At 37.9% G+C, this 17,666-nt stretch carries 17 protein-coding genes and 1 pseudogene; 5 read left to right on the forward strand and 13 right to left on the reverse strand.

Annotation, left to right across the window (positions count from 1 at the left end; all coding sequences use genetic code 11):
• Positions 1–25 precede the first annotated feature (25 nt).
• Positions 26–712: a putative N-acetylmannosamine-6-phosphate 2-epimerase gene (locus ACPT8O_RS07985; protein WP_032824330.1), complete on the reverse strand. Its 687-nt coding sequence runs from the start codon at positions 710–712 to the stop codon at positions 26–28.
• A gap of 347 nt (positions 713–1,059) precedes the next feature.
• Here ACPT8O_RS07985 and siaP point away from each other — a divergent pair, with 347 nt between their 5' ends.
• The 4 genes from siaP (at position 1,060) to ACPT8O_RS08005 (ending at position 5,863) form a co-directional block, all read left to right on the forward strand.
• Positions 1,060–2,049, forward strand: a complete 990-nt coding sequence (gene siaP, locus ACPT8O_RS07990) for a sialic acid TRAP transporter substrate-binding protein SiaP (RefSeq protein ID WP_425613307.1) — start codon at positions 1,060–1,062, stop codon at positions 2,047–2,049.
• A gap of 64 nt (positions 2,050–2,113) precedes the next feature.
• Positions 2,114–3,964 carry a sialic acid TRAP transporter substrate-binding protein SiaT gene (gene siaT / locus ACPT8O_RS07995; RefSeq protein ID WP_021034949.1) on the forward strand — a complete coding sequence of 617 codons (1,851 nt, stop codon included), beginning with the start codon at positions 2,114–2,116 and terminating at the stop codon, positions 3,962–3,964.
• Between the two features lie 175 nt (positions 3,965–4,139).
• Positions 4,140–5,267 carry an N-acetylneuraminate epimerase gene (locus ACPT8O_RS08000; RefSeq protein WP_041175301.1) on the forward strand — a complete coding sequence of 376 codons (1,128 nt, stop codon included), beginning with the start codon at positions 4,140–4,142 and terminating at the stop codon, positions 5,265–5,267.
• A 161-nt stretch (positions 5,268–5,428) separates the two neighbouring features.
• Positions 5,429–5,863: a methyltransferase family protein gene (locus ACPT8O_RS08005; RefSeq protein WP_005691502.1), complete on the forward strand. Its 435-nt coding sequence runs from the start codon at positions 5,429–5,431 to the stop codon at positions 5,861–5,863.
• Positions 5,864–5,905: 42 nt separating this feature from the next.
• On the opposite strand, the gene hflC is transcribed toward ACPT8O_RS08005, so the two are convergent.
• From hflC to yceD, 11 genes and pseudogenes are all read right to left on the reverse strand, one after another.
• Positions 5,906–6,793: a protease modulator HflC gene (gene hflC / locus ACPT8O_RS08010; RefSeq protein WP_021034947.1), complete on the reverse strand. Its 888-nt coding sequence runs from the start codon at positions 6,791–6,793 to the stop codon at positions 5,906–5,908.
• On the reverse strand, positions 6,793–8,013 hold the full coding sequence (hflK, locus tag ACPT8O_RS08015; RefSeq protein WP_041175300.1) for an FtsH protease activity modulator HflK: 1,221 nt from the start codon (positions 8,011–8,013) through the stop codon (positions 6,793–6,795). Before hflK ends, hflC begins: the two co-directional genes overlap by 1 nt.
• 121 nt (positions 8,014–8,134) lie before the next feature.
• Complete coding sequence (locus tag ACPT8O_RS08020; protein WP_041175299.1) at positions 8,135–8,842, reverse strand: 4'-phosphopantetheinyl transferase family protein; 708 nt, start codon at positions 8,840–8,842, stop codon at positions 8,135–8,137.
• 60 nt (positions 8,843–8,902) lie between these two features.
• Positions 8,903–10,234 (reverse strand): anaerobic C4-dicarboxylate transporter, encoded by a 1,332-nt coding sequence (locus ACPT8O_RS08025; RefSeq protein ID WP_021034944.1) that lies wholly within the window; start codon positions 10,232–10,234, stop codon positions 8,903–8,905.
• Between the two features lie 203 nt (positions 10,235–10,437).
• The gene (acpP, locus tag ACPT8O_RS08030) at positions 10,438–10,668 is read right to left on the reverse strand and encodes an acyl carrier protein (RefSeq protein WP_005544465.1); all 231 of its coding nucleotides are present in this window, start codon (positions 10,666–10,668) and stop codon (positions 10,438–10,440) included.
• 255 nt (positions 10,669–10,923) lie between these two features.
• Positions 10,924–11,652 (reverse strand): 3-oxoacyl-ACP reductase FabG, encoded by a 729-nt coding sequence (fabG, locus tag ACPT8O_RS08035; RefSeq protein ID WP_005668128.1) that lies wholly within the window; start codon positions 11,650–11,652, stop codon positions 10,924–10,926.
• A 16-nt stretch (positions 11,653–11,668) separates the two neighbouring features.
• Positions 11,669–12,607: an ACP S-malonyltransferase gene (gene fabD / locus ACPT8O_RS08040; RefSeq protein WP_005660869.1), complete on the reverse strand. Its 939-nt coding sequence runs from the start codon at positions 12,605–12,607 to the stop codon at positions 11,669–11,671.
• Positions 12,608–13,180: 573 nt separating this feature from the next.
• A complete protein-coding gene (locus tag ACPT8O_RS08045; RefSeq protein WP_014550567.1) occupies positions 13,181–14,131 on the reverse strand; it encodes a beta-ketoacyl-ACP synthase III in 951 nt (316 codons plus the stop codon).
• Between the two features lie 41 nt (positions 14,132–14,172).
• A pseudogene (locus tag ACPT8O_RS08050) lies at positions 14,173–14,295 on the reverse strand (phosphate acyltransferase PlsX); the annotation flags it as partial.
• Between the two features lie 21 nt (positions 14,296–14,316).
• On the reverse strand, positions 14,317–14,487 hold the full coding sequence (rpmF, locus tag ACPT8O_RS08055; protein ID WP_005544470.1) for a 50S ribosomal protein L32: 171 nt from the start codon (positions 14,485–14,487) through the stop codon (positions 14,317–14,319).
• A 22-nt stretch (positions 14,488–14,509) separates the two neighbouring features.
• The gene (gene yceD / locus ACPT8O_RS08060; protein ID WP_021034943.1) at positions 14,510–15,034 is read right to left on the reverse strand and encodes a 23S rRNA accumulation protein YceD; all 525 of its coding nucleotides are present in this window, start codon (positions 15,032–15,034) and stop codon (positions 14,510–14,512) included.
• Positions 15,035–15,191: 157 nt separating this feature from the next.
• On the opposite strand from yceD, the gene asd reads away from it, so the two are divergent.
• Positions 15,192–16,076 (forward strand): archaetidylserine decarboxylase, encoded by an 885-nt coding sequence (gene asd, locus ACPT8O_RS08065; RefSeq protein ID WP_021034942.1) that lies wholly within the window; start codon positions 15,192–15,194, stop codon positions 16,074–16,076.
• A 108-nt stretch (positions 16,077–16,184) separates the two neighbouring features.
• Here asd and gorA read toward each other — a convergent pair whose 3' ends face one another.
• A complete protein-coding gene (gene gorA, locus ACPT8O_RS08070) occupies positions 16,185–17,555 on the reverse strand; it encodes a glutathione-disulfide reductase (RefSeq protein WP_021034941.1) in 1,371 nt (456 codons plus the stop codon).
• Positions 17,556–17,666 lie beyond the last annotated feature (111 nt).

Raw genomic sequence — 17,666 nt, forward strand, 5'->3', positions numbered from 1 at the left:
AAGTCTTTTCTCACACGTCTTACGACTATCTTGCAGATTTCACTGAATTAGCAAACCAACTCACAATATGTTCAAGACGAGTTAAGGCTGAACCTACAGTCACGCAATCTGCACCAATTTCAATTGCCACTTTTGCCAATTCTGGTGTGTTATAACGCCCCTCAGCCATCACAAAACAACCCGCTGATTTTAAATCTTTCACTAATTGATAATCTGGTTCTTCTGGCACTGAGCCACCTGTATAACCCGACATCGTACTGCCGACAATATCAAAACCAAGCGCTTTACAATACAAGCCTTCTTCTAAATTAGAACAATCTGCCATTGCCAAACAGCCCATTTCGTGGATTTTTTTCACCGCACTTTCAATATCCACAGGACGCGGGCGTTTAGTGCCATCTACTGCAATAATATCCGCGCCTGCATTGGCTAGATCTTCAATATCTTGTAAAAACGGCGTAATACGCACGGGACTATCAGGCAAATCACGTTTTACAATTCCGATAATCGGAACATTCACAAAAGGACGGGTTGCTTTAAGGTTATCAACCCCCTCAATACGTAAGCCAGAAGCTCCGCCCATAACTGAAGCCTGAGCCATAGCAGAAACGATTTCAGGTTTATCCATTGGGCCATCATCGACAGGTTGGCAAGAAGAAATAAGACCATATTGAATTTGAGAAAGTACTTCTTGATAAGATAATTTAGACATATAACACCCCTCATTTAAATCTGAATAAATCACTTTAAAATTAATTTAATCCACATAAAACAATCTTTTATAAGTTGTAATATGCTTATATTTTCATCATTTAACCTTATTATATGAAAAAGAAATGCCATTTTAAAGAATATTTTTGAAGTGTTTTTTCATAAATGTGATCAACTTCTCATTTTTGAAATAAAACTCGTAAAACTATTTTAAATTTGTTTTTTTACTCTTAGAATTGCTCTCGAATCCTATTTTTGGGGAGAAAACATACATTTTTTGCCTAAATTGATTCTCATATTATGGGGTTAATATTCCCCTTTCCAACATAAGTTCACACAGGAGCGAATATGATGAAATTGACAAAACTTTTCCTTGCCACCGCCATTTCTTTAGGCGTATCTTCTGCTGTTCTTGCCGCTGATTATGACTTGAAATTCGGTATGAATGCTGGAACTTCATCAAATGAATATAAAGCGGCAGAAATGTTTGCCAAAGAAGTCAAAGAAAAATCACAGGGTAAAATTGAAATTTCACTTTATCCAAGTTCACAATTAGGTGATGACCGTGCAATGTTAAAACAATTAAAAGACGGTTCTCTCGACTTTACCTTTGCAGAATCTGCTCGCTTCCAGCTGTTTTACCCTGAAGCGGCAGTATTTGCCTTACCTTATGTTATTAGCAACTACAATGTTGCACAAAAAGCCTTATTCGATACAGAATTCGGTAAAGATTTAATTAAAAAAATGGATAAAGATCTTGGCGTGACTTTACTTTCCCAAGCTTATAACGGAACTCGCCAAACGACTTCAAATCGTGCAATCAACAGTATTGCAGATATGAAAGGCTTAAAACTTCGTGTGCCAAATGCAGCAACAAACTTAGCCTATGCTAAATATGTTGGCGCATCACCAACACCAATGGCATTTTCTGAAGTTTATCTTGCGTTACAAACCAACGCCGTCGATGGTCAAGAAAACCCGTTAGCAGCGGTGCAAGCACAAAAATTCTATGAAGTGCAAAAGTTCTTAGCAATGACTAATCACATTTTGAATGACCAACTTTATTTAGTAAGCAACGAGACTTATAAAGAACTCCCTGAAGATCTTCAAAAAGTCGTAAAAGATGCTGCCGAAAATGCAGCAAAATATCACACTAAATTATTCGTAGATGGAGAGAAAGATTTAGTCTCATTCTTTGAAAAACAAGGCGTGAAAATTACACATCCTGATCTTGTCCCATTTAAAGCATCAATGAAGCCGTATTATGCTGAGTTTGTAAAACAAACTGGTCAAAAAGGTGAAGCAGCTTTAAAACAAATTGAAGCAATCAATCCATAATCCCTCTTTAGTGTGCCGTAATGGCACACTACATTCCCTTATTCTTCATTAAACGGAGTGAAGTATGAAATATATTAATAAGCTTGAAGAATGGCTGGGTGGCACATTATTTATCGCCATTTTCGGTATTCTTATCGCTCAAATTCTTTCACGCCAAGTTTTTCATTCTCCGTTAATCTGGAGTGAAGAACTCGCCAAGCTCTTATTTGTTTACGTGGGTATGTTAGGTATCAGCGTTGCTGTGAGAAAACAAGAACACGTATTTATTGATTTTTTAACTAATCTAATGCCAGAAAAAATCAGAAAATTCACAAATACTTTTGTACAATTATTAGTCTTTGTATGTATTTTCTTGTTTATTCATTTCGGGATTCGTACTTTTAATGGCGCATCATTCCCCATTGATGCCTTAGGGGGCATTTCTGAAAAATGGATTTTCGCTGCACTACCTGTTATCGCAATATTAATGATGTTTCGCTTTATCCAAGCGCAAACCGTAAACTTTAAGACAGGGAAAAGCTATTTACCTGCGACTTTCTTTATCATAAGTGCGGTCATTTTATTTGCAATTTTATTTTTCGCGCCAGATTGGTTCAAAGTATTGCGAATTAGCAATTATATAAAGCTCGGTTCAAGTTCAGTCTATGTTGCCTTACTCGTTTGGCTAATCATTATGTTTATCGGTGTCCCTGTAGGTTGGTCCTTATTTATTGCTACCCTACTTTATTTTTCTATGACACGTTGGAATGTCGTAAATGCCGCAACTGAAAAATTAGTCTATAGCCTAGACAGCTTTCCATTACTTGCCGTGCCGTTTTATATTTTAACAGGTATTCTAATGAATACTGGTGGGATTACCGAACGTATTTTTAATTTCGCTAAATCCTTACTCGGTCATTACACAGGAGGAATGGGGCACGTTAATATCGGCGCAAGTTTATTGTTCTCTGGTATGTCAGGTTCAGCACTTGCTGATGCGGGGGGCTTAGGTCAGCTTGAGATTAAAGCAATGCGTGATGCTGGTTATGACGACGATATTTGCGGAGGAATTACTGCTGCTTCTTGTATTATTGGGCCATTAGTTCCGCCAAGTATTGCAATGATTATTTACGGTGTAATCGCCAATGAATCTATCGCAAAACTCTTTATTGCAGGTTTTATTCCCGGTGTATTAATTACTTTAGCTTTAATGGCAATGAATTATCGCATTGCAAAAAAACGAGGTTATCCACGTACACCAAAAACCACGAGAGAACAACTTTGCAGCAGCTTTAAACAATCTTTTTGGGCAATCTTAACGCCGTTATTAATTATCGGTGGTATTTTTTCAGGCTTATTCAGTCCAACAGAATCTGCCATTGTTGCAGCAGCATACTCTGTAATTATTGGTAAATTTGTGTATAAAGAATTAACCTTAAAAACCTTATTTAATAGTTGCATAGAAGCAATGGCAATTACAGGCGTAGTCGCCTTAATGATTATGACCGTGACTTTCTTTGGCGATATGATTGCCCGTGAACAAGTCGCAATGCGTGTTGCTGATGTATTTGTTGCCGTTGCCGATTCGCCTTTAACCGTATTGGTAATGATTAACGCACTGTTACTTTTTCTTGGAATGTTCATTGATGCCCTAGCATTACAATTTTTAGTATTACCAATGCTTATTCCTATCGCAATGCAATTCAATATTGACTTAATCTTCTTTGGTGTAATGACCACATTAAATATGATGATTGGTATTCTTACCCCACCAATGGGAATGGCTCTCTTTGTTGTTGCTCGTGTAGGAAATATGTCGGTTTCCACGGTTACCAAAGGCGTATTACCGTTCTTGATTCCCGTTTTCGTCACATTAGTATTAATTACGATTTTCCCACAAATCATCACATTTGTGCCAAATCTATTGATACCATAATAAAAAGTGCGGTTGAAAAACATTAAATTTTTTAACCGCACTTTTATCTTTCTCGTAAGTTACATCTGCCGTACCTTACAATACAAAAAGGTGCAATAACTGCACTTTATCAACGCCTATTCAATGCCGTTTAATGAATAGAAAACTGTAAACACAACTAAAAATGGGGTTTATTATGAAACTAACCAAAACAGCATTATGCACCGCACTTTTTGCCACTTTTACTTTTTCAGCGAACGCACAAACTTATCCTGATTTGCCAGTGGGAATCAAAGGAGGAACAGGCGCATTAATTGGCGACACCGTTTATGTGGGATTAGGCTCTGGTGGCGATAAATTCTATACTTTAGACCTAAAAGATCCTTCAGCACAATGGAAAGAAATTGCTACATTTCCAGGTGGCGAACGCAATCAACCTGTTGCAGCCGCAGTGGATGGAAAACTTTATGTATTCGGTGGTTTACAAAAAAATGAAAAAGGCGAACTTCAACTCGTTAATGACGCTTATCGCTATAACCCAAGCGATAATACTTGGATGAAACTTCCTACTCGTTCTCCCCGTGGTTTAGTAGGATCAAGTGGTGCATCTCACGGAGATAAAGTTTATATTTTAGGCGGCTCTAATCTCTCTATATTTAATGGTTTCTTCCAAGACACTGTGGCAGCAGGAGAAGATAAAGAGAAAAAAGATGAAATCGCAGCAGCTTACTTCGATCAACGTCCAGAAGATTATTTCTTTACAACAGAATTATTGAGCTATGAACCCTCAACCAACAAATGGCACAATGAAGGTCGCATTCCATTCTCTGGTCGTGCTGGTGCAGCCTTTACAATTCAAGGTAATGATCTCGTGGTTGTCAATGGCGAAATTAAACCAGGACTTCGCACCGCTGAAACCCATCAAGGTAAATTCACTGCTAAAGGTGTGCAATGGAAAAACTTACCTGACTTGCCCGCACCAAAAGGCAAATCACAAGATGGTTTAGCTGGTGCACTTGCAGGCTATAGTAACGGTCATTATTTAGTCACTGGTGGCGCAAATTTTCCAGGTTCAATCAAACAATTCAAAGAAGGAAAACTTCACGCACATAAAGGTTTAAGCAAAGCTTGGCATAACGAAGTTTATACGTTGAATAATGGTAAATGGCGCATCGTTGGGGAATTACCAATGAATATTGGCTATGGTTTTTCTGTATCTTACAACAATAAAGTTTTACTGATTGGCGGTGAAACTGACGGAGGTAAGGCTTTAACTAGCGTCAAAGCAATAAGCTATGACGGTAAAAAATTAACCATCGAATAATTTATCACAGAATAGTGCATAAAATTTATAATAATCAAAAGCGGCGAAATTTATCGCCGCTTTATGCAAAATAAAAGTAATTAAAGCAAAATTAACACAAATTTTGACCGCACTTTAAATGCTCTATAAAGAGCTGGCATTTTTATTAATAAGATTTAGCGATGTTATTTATTCCACCACCACTACTCTGTTTATTCATTGCCATAGCAATGTATTTTTTGCCAAAGATTGCTAGTTATTCTGTCCATTTTTCAGTGATTGTTTTTGTTATTTCCCTTTCATTTTTGATTGCTTTAAGCAGCGTTATGCAATTCTTTATATGTAAAACCTCCATTAATCCTCGTGACTTTAAAGGCACAACAAAATTAGTTTGCACAGGCATATTTCGATTTAGCCGTAACCCAATGTATTTAAGTTTGCTGTTAATTTTGCTTGCTTGGACGCTTTGGTTAGGTAATAGTTTAGCTTGGTTAGGCGTAATTATCTTTATATTAGTGATAAACCAGTTTCAAATAGCCCGAGAAGAAACCTATTTGGAAAATAAATTTGGCGATGAATATCGTCGTTATAAACAAAAAGTAAGACGTTGGCTATAAAAAAACACCTTCACGAGGAAGGTGTTTTTATCAAATTAAAATCTATTTTTTCGGTGCCTGCATAAAGCGGAAGAAATCACTATCTGGTTTTAAAATCATTATATTGTCAGAATTTGCAAAACTCGCTTCATAGGCTTTTAAGCTACGCACAAACGTAAAGAATTGTGGTTCTTGAGCAAAAGCATCTGAATATAATTTTGCCGCCGCTGCATCGCCTGAACCTCGTAATTCTTGTGCAGTTTTATTTGCATTAGCAAGAATTAACGTCACTCTGCGATCTACATCAGCTTGAATAAATGCTGCTTTTTCTTTCCCTTGAGAACGATGTTCACGCGCCACTGCATCACGTTCTGCACGCATACGTTGGTAAATCGAAGAAGAGACTTCGTCTGGTAAATTAATTTGTTTTACACGCACATCGATCACTTCAATACCTAATTCTGCCGTACTGTCTTGTCCTGAACTTAAAGCTTTTTTTGCCCCTTCCATTAATTCTCCACGTGTACCAGAAACAATATCTTTAATCGTGCGTGAACCAATTTCAGAACGTAAACGGTCATTTACTTTACGACTTAATAAATTTGCAGCTTGGGCATAATCGCCACCGCCAGTAGACGTGTAGAATCGACCAAAATCACTGATTTTCCATTTCACATAAGAATCCACTAGCAAATCTTTTTTCTCAACAGTAACAAAACGTGTTGCAGATCCATCTAAAGTACGAATACGCGCATCTAAAACTTTGATGCTATCAATTAAAGGCACTTTAAAATGCAAGCCCGGTTCATATACAACCACTTTGTTATCGGCATCACGCTGTACTTTGTTAAATCGTAACATAATGCCACGCGTACCTTCCGTTACAACGACGATGCTAGAATAAACCACTGCCGCAATCACGAAAATAACAGGTAATAAAAATCTACGCATTAGTTAAATCTCCCTTGACGAATCGGCGCAACGGTAGTCGGCTGAGGCTGATAAGAATTTTGACGTTCTGGCGCAGTAAAAGCAGGCGAAGAATTGACCGCACTTGGCGCACTTGTTACCGATTTTTTGCCCATAATTTGCTCTAGCGGTAACACAGTTAAATTATTACCATTATTGCCATCAAGCATTACTTTTGGGGTATTTGCCATCACTTTTTCCATCGTCTGAATATATAAACGCTCACGCAGTAAATCTGGTGCAGCCTTAAATTCTGGCAACAAGCGTTGCAAACGTTCCACTTCACCTTTTGCATCTAACACGATACGATCTTTATAAGCTGTTGCTTCTTCAAGAATACGTTGCGCATCACCGCGTGCAATCGGTTCTTTCTCACGCGCATAGGCTTCCGCTTCACGAATAAAACGTTGTTCATCTTCCTGTGCTTTAATTGCATCATCAAACGCATCCTTTACTTCTTCAGGTGGGCGCGCAGATTGGAAGTTCACATCAATAACCTCAAGTCCCATATCATAGGATTTGATAATTTCATTCAAAGCTTTCCAAGTATTTTCACGCACGACAGAGCGACCTGTGGTTAAAATATCATTCATAGACATATGCCCAACAACATAACGTAATGCACTATCTGTCGCTTGATTCAAACTATCATCTGCATTTGTTACGCTAAAACGATATTTTGCAGGATCTTGCACGCGATATTGCACGGTCATTTCCACTTTTACCATATTTTCATCTTGAGTCAGCATTGCACCTTGTGTACGCAACTCTTTTACTTGCTCCACATTTACTGGCAATACTTTATCTACAAATGTTGGTTTCCAGTTCAAACCGGGTTGAACAATAGAATGTAACTCGCCAAAACGAAGCACCACACCGCGTTCAGCCTCTTTAATAGTATAAAAACCGCTTACGCCCCAAATAATCGCACCAATCGCTACAGCAAGTGGAATAACTTTGCCAAAATTAAATGGAGTACTGTTTTGAGAACTACCATTGTTTTGACCGCTCTTTTTATTTCCACCGCCTAATTTTTTAAGCAGATTATTAAAAATCTCCTCAATATCTGGCGGAGATTGCTCTTGATTTCCACGATTTTGGTTATTATTCCATCCATTATTGTTGGATGAATTTCCCGGCTGTTGGTCGTTGCTCTGCCCTGGTTTACTCCAAGGATCGCGATCTGAACCGTTCTGTGACATTTCATTCTCCATTTGTCAAAAAATTGTTAAGAGTTTAGCTAAATAAATGGGGCACGTCTATGAAAATACAAGAATTTTTAGGCAATAAAAAATCCTTGATTTTACACAAGGATTTTCTTGATTAATTCACATCATAAAAAACGCATTTTTGAAGTTCTTTTATCTGTAAACTTTCCCCACTCCATTCATAAAAGTGCGGTAATTTTTCTTGATGATTGACAAACGCAGCTAAATAAATAGAGAGTTCATCAGTAAACCACAACTGCCCCTGCGGACAATAATCCGAAAAAATTTTTTGTTGTTCAGGGAAATGACGAACATTGGATAATTTTACGATCCCAAATCCTTGAGATTTCAATACAGCTTCTCGTAAACACCAACAACGATAAAAAGCGTTCAAAGAATCCTGCTGATGATGAAACCAATCAATTTCTTCTTTTGGTGCAATATGTTCCATCAACGCCGTAAAATTTCTTATTTTAGGAAATTCAATATCAATTCCCACCGCACTTTTTTCTTCATTTCTAATATCTAATATTACCGCCACCCAATCACCAGAATGACTAATATTAAAATCTATTCGCTCATCAAGAAAATAAGGTCTGCCACTTTCAGTACGATGAATTTGAGATAAAAGTGCGGTGGATTTTCTAGATATTTTTAAAAGTTGGAAAAGTAATAAGTGAGCAAGCCGACGGCACTGATGACGCTGAAAAACACGCGAGCTATCCGTTTCAGTTTGATATAGATTTTCTGGAATCAGTTCATCGGGTAAGGATTCCAAAGAAAAAGGTTGATTTATATTGCCGTAGGCGATGTAGGTTGTCATAAAAATAAAAGCACCATTCAAAGGTGCTTTTATATTAAAAGGATTTAGTTTGTGTGTAAATTAGCGAATCACTAATTCCGCTACAGAAACACCGACCAAGCAAGCAACAACAACCCCAATTAAACCCGGCACCATAAAACTGTGGTTAAAATAATATTTACCAATTTTTGTTGTACCCGTTACGTCAAAGTTTACTGTTGCAATGTCTGATGGATAATTTGGAATAAAGAAATAGGCATAAGTTGCAGGCATTAAACCAACCAAGATTGGTGCTGGAATACCTAAGCCAATACCCACAGGTAATAACATGACTGCAGTCGCAGCTTGGCTGTTAATTACGACAGAAACTGCAAATAATGCCAATGCGAATGTCCAAGGATAAGTTTGCACCATATCAGTAATCGCAGCTTTAAATTCTGGCATTGCATATTTGAAGTAAGTGTCGCTCATCCACGCAATACCATAAATTGCAATCGCGGCTACCATACCAGATTTAAACACCACGCCATTTGGCACAATTTGAGGATTTGTTTTCGTTGCGAGTAAAATCACACCACCAAAGCAAAGCATCATCATTTGAATGATAAATGACATTGAAATTGCTTTTCCGCTACCGATAGTGCGAATTTCAGGAATCATCGCAATCGCAACAATCACAACTAAAGCAAGTAAAAATAGGTAAACAGATTTTTTTGCCCCTTGCGGAAGGGTTTCATTCAATGTTGTGCTTGTGGTATTTAAAATACGTTCACGCCATACGGGATCTTGTAAACGACGTTGATATTCAGGATCTTGTTCTAACTCTTTACCACGACGCATACTGTATAAGGAAAGCGCAATCGTACCTGCTAAGGTTGCAGGAACAGTCACAGAAATAATGTCTAATAAACTAATGTTTTCAAATCCCGGCATTGCGGTAATTTTTCCCAAATAGAATACAACTGCAGCAGAAAGTGGGCTAGATGTGATGGCTAATTGAGATGCCACTGAAGATGCAGCCATTGGACGTTCTGGACGAATTTTATTTTTCAATGCAATGTCACCGATAATTGGCATAATTGTGTAAACAGAGTGACCAGTACCGAGCATAAAGGTTAATAAATAGACGACTAATGGACCAAGTAAAGTGACACGTTTTGGATTTTTACGGAGAATGCGTTCAGCAATTTGTAACATAAATTTCAAACCGCCCGCGGCCTCAAGCACCGATGCACAAGTCACTACCGCAAGAATGATAAGCATAACATCAATCGGCGCTTTCCCCACTGGCATACGGAATACGAAAACCTCGATAGCAAGACCGATACCAGAAACAACACCTAATCCGATACCGCCGTAACGGCTACCGATATAGAGCATTAATAGTAAAAATAAAAATTCTAAGTAAAGCATAAACACCTCAAAAATGAAAAACTATGCAAATAATACTTCTTTTTAGGCATATAACTAAATAATTTTTTAAAGTTTAAACCACGATTCTAAGTAAAAGATAATTTAGATCAATTTTTATGAAAGGGAAAAATAAAAAGTGCGGTAATTTTAAAGAGGATTATTAGAAAAAAATTAGGCGACTTAAAACGTCGCCCTACTTAAAATTATTGATTGTTTTGCACGTAATCAATCGCAGATTGAACAGTGGTAATTTTTTCAGCTTCTTCATCTGGAATTTCGATATCGAATTCTTCTTCTAAAGCCATTACTAATTCAACTGTGTCTAATGAATCTGCACCTAAATCTTCAACAAAAGAAGCTTCAGGTTTAACATCTTCTTCTTTAACACCTAATTGTTCAACGATGATTTTTTTCACGCGTTCTTCAATACTCATTTGTTTTTCCTATTTGTTAGTTTTAACTCATAAAAGAGCTGTTAGTGTATGTATTTTTTAGTAACTTGCAACTATTTTATGGTCTGGTCGCACCACAAAATAGGCAATGTGAACACACACATCAAATATAGTTACGTACCTTTGCATACGCTCAAGGCGTAACCAAGTTACATTGCGAGTCGGATTTTAGCATTATCTAAAATCTTTGGCTATGATTTTATTGCTTAGAAATCCCCCATAAATCAATGTCAAAGTTTAGCTTAAGTATAAGCCACCATTCACGTGTAACGTTGTACCCGTGATATAACCTGCATCATCAGAAGCTAAGAAAGCAACGGCTTTAGCTATGTCTTTTGCTTCGCCTAAACGTCCAGCTGGAACATTAGATAAGATCCCCGCTTTTTGTTCATCCGTAAGCACTTCTGTCATATCTGTTGCAATAAAACCTGGTGCAACCACATTTACAGTAATACCACGTGCAGCTACTTCTTTCGCTAAAGATTTAGAAAAACCAACCACACCCGCTTTTGCCGCACAATAGTTAGTTTGTCCTGGATTACCCGTTGAACCAACCACTGAACCAATATTGATGATACGACCAAAACGTTTTTTCATCATTGAACGTAACATGGCTTTAGAAAGATGATACACAGAAGTTAAGTTAGTTTGCATAATATCAAACCATTCCTCATCTTTCATACGCATCAATAAATTATCGCGAGTAATACCTGCGTTATTCACGAGAATATCAATATCGCCAAAATCATTTTTAATTTGTCCAAGTAAGGTTTCGATAGATTCTTTATCCGTGACGTTTAAAACTAAACCTTTGCCTTTATCCCCTAAATAAGCCGAGATCGCCTCTGCACCCTTTTCAGAGGTTGCTGTACCAATTACAAATGCACCTTTTGAACTAAGTTCTTCTGCAATCGCACGACCGATACCACGGCTAGCCCCTGTCACTAAAGCAATTTTACCTTGCATTTTTTCTTCCTTTTACTTACGCTAAAAATTCTTCTACCGCATTGAATGATGCAACATCATTTACAGATATTGCTTGTAAATCACCCACAATGCGTTTGGTTAAACCATTTAATACTTTACCTGGCCCCACTTCAACAAGCGCTAAAACACCATCTTGCGCCATTTTTTCAACTGTTTCAGTCCAACGAACTGGACTATATAACTGACGAACAAGTGCGGTACGAATTTCGGTGCCTTCAGTTTCAGCTTTCACATCAACGTTATTTAATACCGATATTGTTGGTGTATTAATTTGAATATTATCAAGTGTTACCGCTAATTGCTCGGCTGCAGGTTTCATTAATGCACAGTGAGAAGGTACGCTCACAGCTAACGGCAATGCACGTTTCGCCCCTGCTTCTTTACATAATGCAGCCGCACGCTCAACTGCAGCTTTCGCACCCGCAATAACTACTTGACCCGGTGAGTTAAAGTTCACCGCAGATACGACTTCGCCTTCCTCTGCTTGTTTGCAAGCATTAATAATTGCTTCATTATCTAAACCAATGATTGCATACATTGCGCCAGTGCCTTCAGGCACAGCTTGTTGCATTAATTTTCCGCGCAATTCCACTAATTTAATCGCATCTTGGAAATCCAACACCCCAGCACAAACCAAGGCAGAATACTCACCCAAGCTATGGCCTGCCATCACTTCTGGTTTTAATTGAGGAAACTTCTCTTGCCATACGCGATAAATGGCTACCGATGCCGCTAAAAGTGCGGGCTGAGTTTGCCATGTTTTATTAAGTTCTTCAGCTGGACCTTGTTGAACAAGATACCATAAATCATAACCAAGCGCATCAGATGCTTGTTTAAATGTTTCAATAACGATTGGATATTCAGTGGCAAGATCAGCAAGCATACCGACAGCTTGGGAGCCTTGACCTGGGAAGACCATTGCGAATTTTTTCATTATGTTTTGTCCTATTGTTTTTTAATTGAAAATTCTTCTTCGGTAATTAAAATCGGGTTTCGCCGATGGCGACTTACTTTTCCTTGTTTCCTTTGTTCCATTGAATTTGCTTAACGGAAATTTTCTGAACTCGCTACGCTCAAACAGACGAAAATTTCCTACAAATTCAATTCCACAAAGGTGGAAAAGAAGGGAACCCAATTTGTTCTTTATCCGATTTAAAGTGCGGTCAAAACTCAAAATATTTTTTGTTCTTAAAATGAATTTAAAATTAACCGCACTTTTTAAATAATGCTCTGATAAATTCGGGGCCCCATATAAATCGCCTTTGCGACTTTCAATTTTTAGGCAATTTGCGTCTGTTTGAGCGTAGCGAGTTCAGCAAATTGCCGTTAAGAAAATTGAAACAAAGCAAAGAACAGCGATTTAACTGGGGCGTGTTTTCTTTGCCTACTTTCTTTTACACGAGTAAAAGAAAGTAGGTCGCCGTCAGGCGAACCCCTGACATTTAACACAAAAAGTGCGGTCAATTTTTACCGCACTTTAAAATCATCAATAATTATATCAAATCAACTAAAATCTCACTAACGCTGAACCCCAAGTCCAACCACCGCCAAAGGCTTCTAATAATAGTAACTGCCCACGTTGAATACGGCCATCTCGAATAGCCTCATCTAAAGCGACAGGAACAGTTGCTGCACTGTTATTAGCGTATTTATCTAACGTTACCACCACTTGCGACATATCCATTTCTAATTTTTTAGCTGTCGCTGTAATAATACGTAAATTTGCTTGGTGTGGCACAAGCCAGTCTAAATCTTTTTTATCTAAATTATTGGCTGAAAGTGTTTCTTCCACCACATTTGAAAGTTCACGAACTGCCAATTTGAAGGTTTCGTTACCTTGCATCTCAATATAGCCAGATTTTTCTATACCACGTTCTGGCTGAGCTAAAACAAGGGCATTATTTTTATCTGCTGAAGCGTGTAAATGGGTGGAGATAATTCCTTCTTGTTCACTCGCTTCTAAAATTACAGCACCCGCACCATCACCAAATAGCACAACAGTGCTGCGATCTGTTTCATCTAATTTACGAGAATTGAGATCTGAGCCTATCACTAAGGCTTTTTTCACTTTGCCTGCACGAATAAATTGATCAGCTACGCTCAAAGCATAGACAAAGCCTGTGCAAGCTGCGGCTAAATCAAAAGAAATCGCATCATCAATATTTAATAAACCTTGCACTTGGCAAGCCGCACTTGGATAAGCATGTGAGTGACTTGTAGTTGCAACAATAATCAGTTCAATATCTTGAGGATTAATTTGAGCAGCTTCGATCGCATTTTTTGCCGCTTCAAATCCCATTGTTGCAACAGTTTCATCTGCCGCTGCGATACGACGTTCACGGATACCAGAACGAGTGACAATCCATTCATCTGATGTATCAACCATTTTTTCTAAATCCGCATTTGTGCGAATATGACTCGGCAGATAGCTACCGGTGGATAAAATTCTACTATTCATACTCAATAAGATAAGCGATTAAAAAGGAAAAAAATCTATGGACTATCGCCAAGTAAGAGATAAGACGACACCGGATTATTTTCCGATGTTAATGGAATGCAGATAGTAATACGGGGACCAACGTCCCCGCCCATCACATCTAACGCCAAGGTTAGACGGTTCAAGTGAACACCTATAAGTAAAAATTACTTATTGATCACTTTACGACCACGATAGTAACCGTCTGCAGTTACGTGGTGGCGTAAGTGAGTTTCGCCGCTTGCTTTATCTACTGATACAGCAGCAGTTGTTAAGGCATCGTGTGAACGACGCATATCACGACGTGAACGAGATTTTTTGTTTTGTTGAACAGCCATTGGCTATACTCCTAAATTTAATTTACTTTTGCTTTAAATTAGCTAATACAGCGAACGGGTTCGGTTTTTTTGCCAATTCTTCAGGCAATTCGCCAAAAACCTGTTCCTGCGCGGACACTTCACAGTGTTCAGATGAATGCATTGGTACAAGTGGCAAAGCTAAAATTAGCTCATCTTCCACCGTGCCAATTAAATCTATTTCGCCAAACTCATTGAACTCGATTGGCTCATAAATTTCGGGCAAGTCATCAGTCTGATCCCAATTAGCCACTGGACTATAAGTAAACTCACATTCCAATGTTTGTTTGTAAGGTTCGTTACAACGCTGACATTCAAGCTCGATATCAATCTGTACTTTACCTTTCATCACCACTAATTTTTGTGGATCAACATAAAACGATAATGTTACCTGTGCATCGCTGAGCACGTTTACCACTGATTCCGCCAAACGTTCAAGCTGATTTGCCGAATAATAACCAACATAATCAAGCCGTCTTTGAGCATCTTTTACCGGATCAACGGTTAGGGGTAGTTTTACCTTTTGCATAGGGCGTGAATATTACCTGTTGTTACGAAGATAGTCAAAGGGAAATCACATTTTTATTGGATAATAACGAGAGAAAAATTTCTAATTACCAAAAAAGTTGGCACTTTGATAAAAATTGCTATAATCACGCCTCTTTTTTTAACAAGGAAAGATAATGATGACTTCAAATTCTTATTGGCAACGCTTAAAAGTGGCATTTCAATATGTCATGCCGCAAATTTATTTAACTCAAATTGCTGGCTGGTTTGCTAAACAAAAATGGGGCAAAACAACACATTTTGTAATTAAAGCTTTTGCGAAAAAATACAACATTGATATGAGCATTGCGCAAAAAGAACAATTTTCTGATTACGCAAGTTTTAATGAATTTTTTATTCGTCCGTTAAAAGAAAACGCGCGTCCAATTAATCAAAATCCAACCGCACTTTGTTTACCAGCAGACGGTCGCATTAGTGAGTGCGGTCATATTGACGATAATCTTTTATTGCAAGCTAAGGGGCATTTTTTCAGCCTAGAAGACTTACTGGCAGAAGATAAAGAATTAGTGGAAACCTTTAAAAATGGGGAATTTGCTACTACTTATCTTTCTCCTCGTGATTATCACCGAGTGCATATGCCGTGCGATGCTACGCTACGCAAAATGATTTATGTGCCGGGTGATTTATTCTCTGTGAATCCATTTTTAGCCCAACATGTACCAAATTTATTTGCACGTAATGAACGTGTGATTTGTGTATTTGATACTGAATTTGGCACAATGGTACAAATTTTAGTGGGTGCAACCATCACTGCAAGTATTGGCACAACTTGGGCAGGCGTAATTAATCCACCACGCCACAATGAAGTGAAAACTTGGGAAGTGAAAACTTGGACTTATGAAGGCGAAAGTGCGGTCAAATTATTGAAAGGTCAAGAAATGGGTTGGTTCCAACTTGGTTCAACAGTAATTAATTTATTCCAAGCCAATCAAGTGCGTTTGGCTGATCATTTAAGCGTAAATGAACCTGTTCGCATGGGCGAAATCTTGGCATATAAAAAATAAACAGGATTTATTTCCATAAATGACAGAAACAAATCCTGAAAATAGATATTTCTCACTTCTTTAAAGGCAGTATAACCTTACTGCCTTTTTCTTCTTTCATTTGAACAATTAACGCATTGTTACAAATTCTTCTGAACCTGTTGGATGAATTGCCACCGTATTGTCAAAATCAGCTTTTGTTGCGCCCATTTTGATTGCTACTGCAAATCCTTGAATCATTTCATCTACACCGAAACCAATACCGTGCAGACCTACAATTTTTTCATCTTTACCCACACAAACTAATTTCATTTTGCACGGTTGGCGATGTTGAGTTACCGCAGTGTACATTGCTGTGAAAGAGGATTTATATATCTTAACATTTTCTGCGCCATACTGCTCAATCGCTTGCGGTTCAGTTAAACCTACTGTGCCAATTGGTGGATGACTGAATACAACGGTTGGAACTAAACTGTAATCTAAATATTCAGTCGATTTATTATTAAATAAACGTTCTGAAAGGCGACGACCTGCTGCAACTGCAACTGGTGTTAATTCAATGCCGTTTTCAATAATATCGCCTACCGCATAAATGCCTTTCACATTAGTATTTTGATATTTATCTACTTTGACATAGCCGCGTTCGTTCGTTTCTACGCCTGCATTTTCTAAGCCAATTTTATCTGTCGCTGGAACACGCCCCGCAGCCCAAATAATGCAATCTACGGTAACATCAGATTGACCATCACATTTTACTGTAAGTGAACCATCTGCATTTTTAACAATTTCAGATGGGGTAGAATTGGTATGTAATTGAATTCCATCTTGCTCAAGCACTTCCACTAATGTTTCTACGATTAATGGATCTTGATTACGCATTGGTGCATGGCGACGCACTAATAAATGTGTTTCCACGCCTAAGCTGTTTAATACGCCAGAAAGTTCAACAGCAATATAGCCTGCACCGATAACAGCAGCACGTTTTGGTAATTCGGTTAATGCAAAGAAACCATCTGAATCAATACCGTATTCTTGTCCTTTAATATTTGGACGATATGGACGCCCACCAGTTGCGATTAAAATATGATCTGCGGTTACTTGTTCTGTTGTACCATCAGCAAGTGTTACTTCGACGGTATGCGAATCAACAAATTTTCCGAAACCATTAATTACATCAATATTATTTTTCGCTAATACATTATTATAAGATGTATGAATACGACCAATATAGGCTTGTCGGTTTTCAATTAGTTTTGAAAAATCAAATTTTTTCACTTCAACATCAAAACCATAATCTGGCGCATAATTGTTGATTGCTTCTGCAATATGTGCGCCATAAAACATCACTTTTTTAGGTACGCAACCGACATTTACACAAGCGCCGCCAAGATATTTTGCTTCAATGATTGCACATTTTTTTCCATAGCTTGCAGCACGATTTAGAGACGCAATACCGCCACTGCCACCGCCAATAGCAATATAATCATAATGTTTAGTCATAGTTTGATCCTTTTTTGAACTCAAAAATTTTCCGTATTTTGCCTAATTTTTATGAAGAATGCTATAAATTGATTTAATTGGTTTTATGAATATTTTTTATTCTTTTGAACA

The sequence above is a fragment of the Haemophilus sp. HN_Hi08 genome, from assembly GCF_049824455.1.
Classification (GTDB): Bacteria; Pseudomonadota; Gammaproteobacteria; order Enterobacterales; family Pasteurellaceae; genus Haemophilus; species Haemophilus influenzae_D.

Excerpts from the sequence above, each read along its gene's own strand:
- ACPT8O_RS07985 (WP_032824330.1), bottom strand. The coding sequence starts at position 712 with ATGTCTAAATTATCTTATCAAGAAGTACTTTCTCAAATTCAATATGGT.
- siaP (WP_425613307.1), top strand. The coding sequence starts at position 1,060 with ATGATGAAATTGACAAAACTTTTCCTTGCCACCGCCATTTCTTTAGGC.
- siaT (WP_021034949.1), top strand. The coding sequence starts at position 2,114 with ATGAAATATATTAATAAGCTTGAAGAATGGCTGGGTGGCACATTATTT.
- ACPT8O_RS08000 (WP_041175301.1), top strand. The coding sequence starts at position 4,140 with ATGAAACTAACCAAAACAGCATTATGCACCGCACTTTTTGCCACTTTT.
- ACPT8O_RS08005 (WP_005691502.1), top strand. The coding sequence starts at position 5,429 with ATGTTATTTATTCCACCACCACTACTCTGTTTATTCATTGCCATAGCA.
- hflC (WP_021034947.1), bottom strand. The coding sequence starts at position 6,793 with ATGCGTAGATTTTTATTACCTGTTATTTTCGTGATTGCGGCAGTGGTT.
- hflK (WP_041175300.1), bottom strand. The coding sequence starts at position 8,013 with ATGTCACAGAACGGTTCAGATCGCGATCCTTGGAGTAAACCAGGGCAG.
- ACPT8O_RS08020 (WP_041175299.1), bottom strand. The coding sequence starts at position 8,842 with ATGACAACCTACATCGCCTACGGCAATATAAATCAACCTTTTTCTTTG.
- ACPT8O_RS08025 (WP_021034944.1), bottom strand. The coding sequence starts at position 10,234 with ATGCTTTACTTAGAATTTTTATTTTTACTATTAATGCTCTATATCGGT.
- acpP (WP_005544465.1), bottom strand. The coding sequence starts at position 10,668 with ATGAGTATTGAAGAACGCGTGAAAAAAATCATCGTTGAACAATTAGGT.
- fabG (WP_005668128.1), bottom strand. The coding sequence starts at position 11,652 with ATGCAAGGTAAAATTGCTTTAGTGACAGGGGCTAGCCGTGGTATCGGT.
- fabD (WP_005660869.1), bottom strand. The coding sequence starts at position 12,607 with ATGAAAAAATTCGCAATGGTCTTCCCAGGTCAAGGCTCCCAAGCTGTC.
- ACPT8O_RS08045 (WP_014550567.1), bottom strand. The coding sequence starts at position 14,131 with ATGAATAGTAGAATTTTATCCACCGGTAGCTATCTGCCGAGTCATATT.
- rpmF (WP_005544470.1), bottom strand. The coding sequence starts at position 14,487 with ATGGCTGTTCAACAAAACAAAAAATCTCGTTCACGTCGTGATATGCGT.
- yceD (WP_021034943.1), bottom strand. The coding sequence starts at position 15,034 with ATGCAAAAGGTAAAACTACCCCTAACCGTTGATCCGGTAAAAGATGCT.
- asd (WP_021034942.1), top strand. The coding sequence starts at position 15,192 with ATGACTTCAAATTCTTATTGGCAACGCTTAAAAGTGGCATTTCAATAT.
- gorA (WP_021034941.1), bottom strand. The coding sequence starts at position 17,555 with ATGACTAAACATTATGATTATATTGCTATTGGCGGTGGCAGTGGCGGT.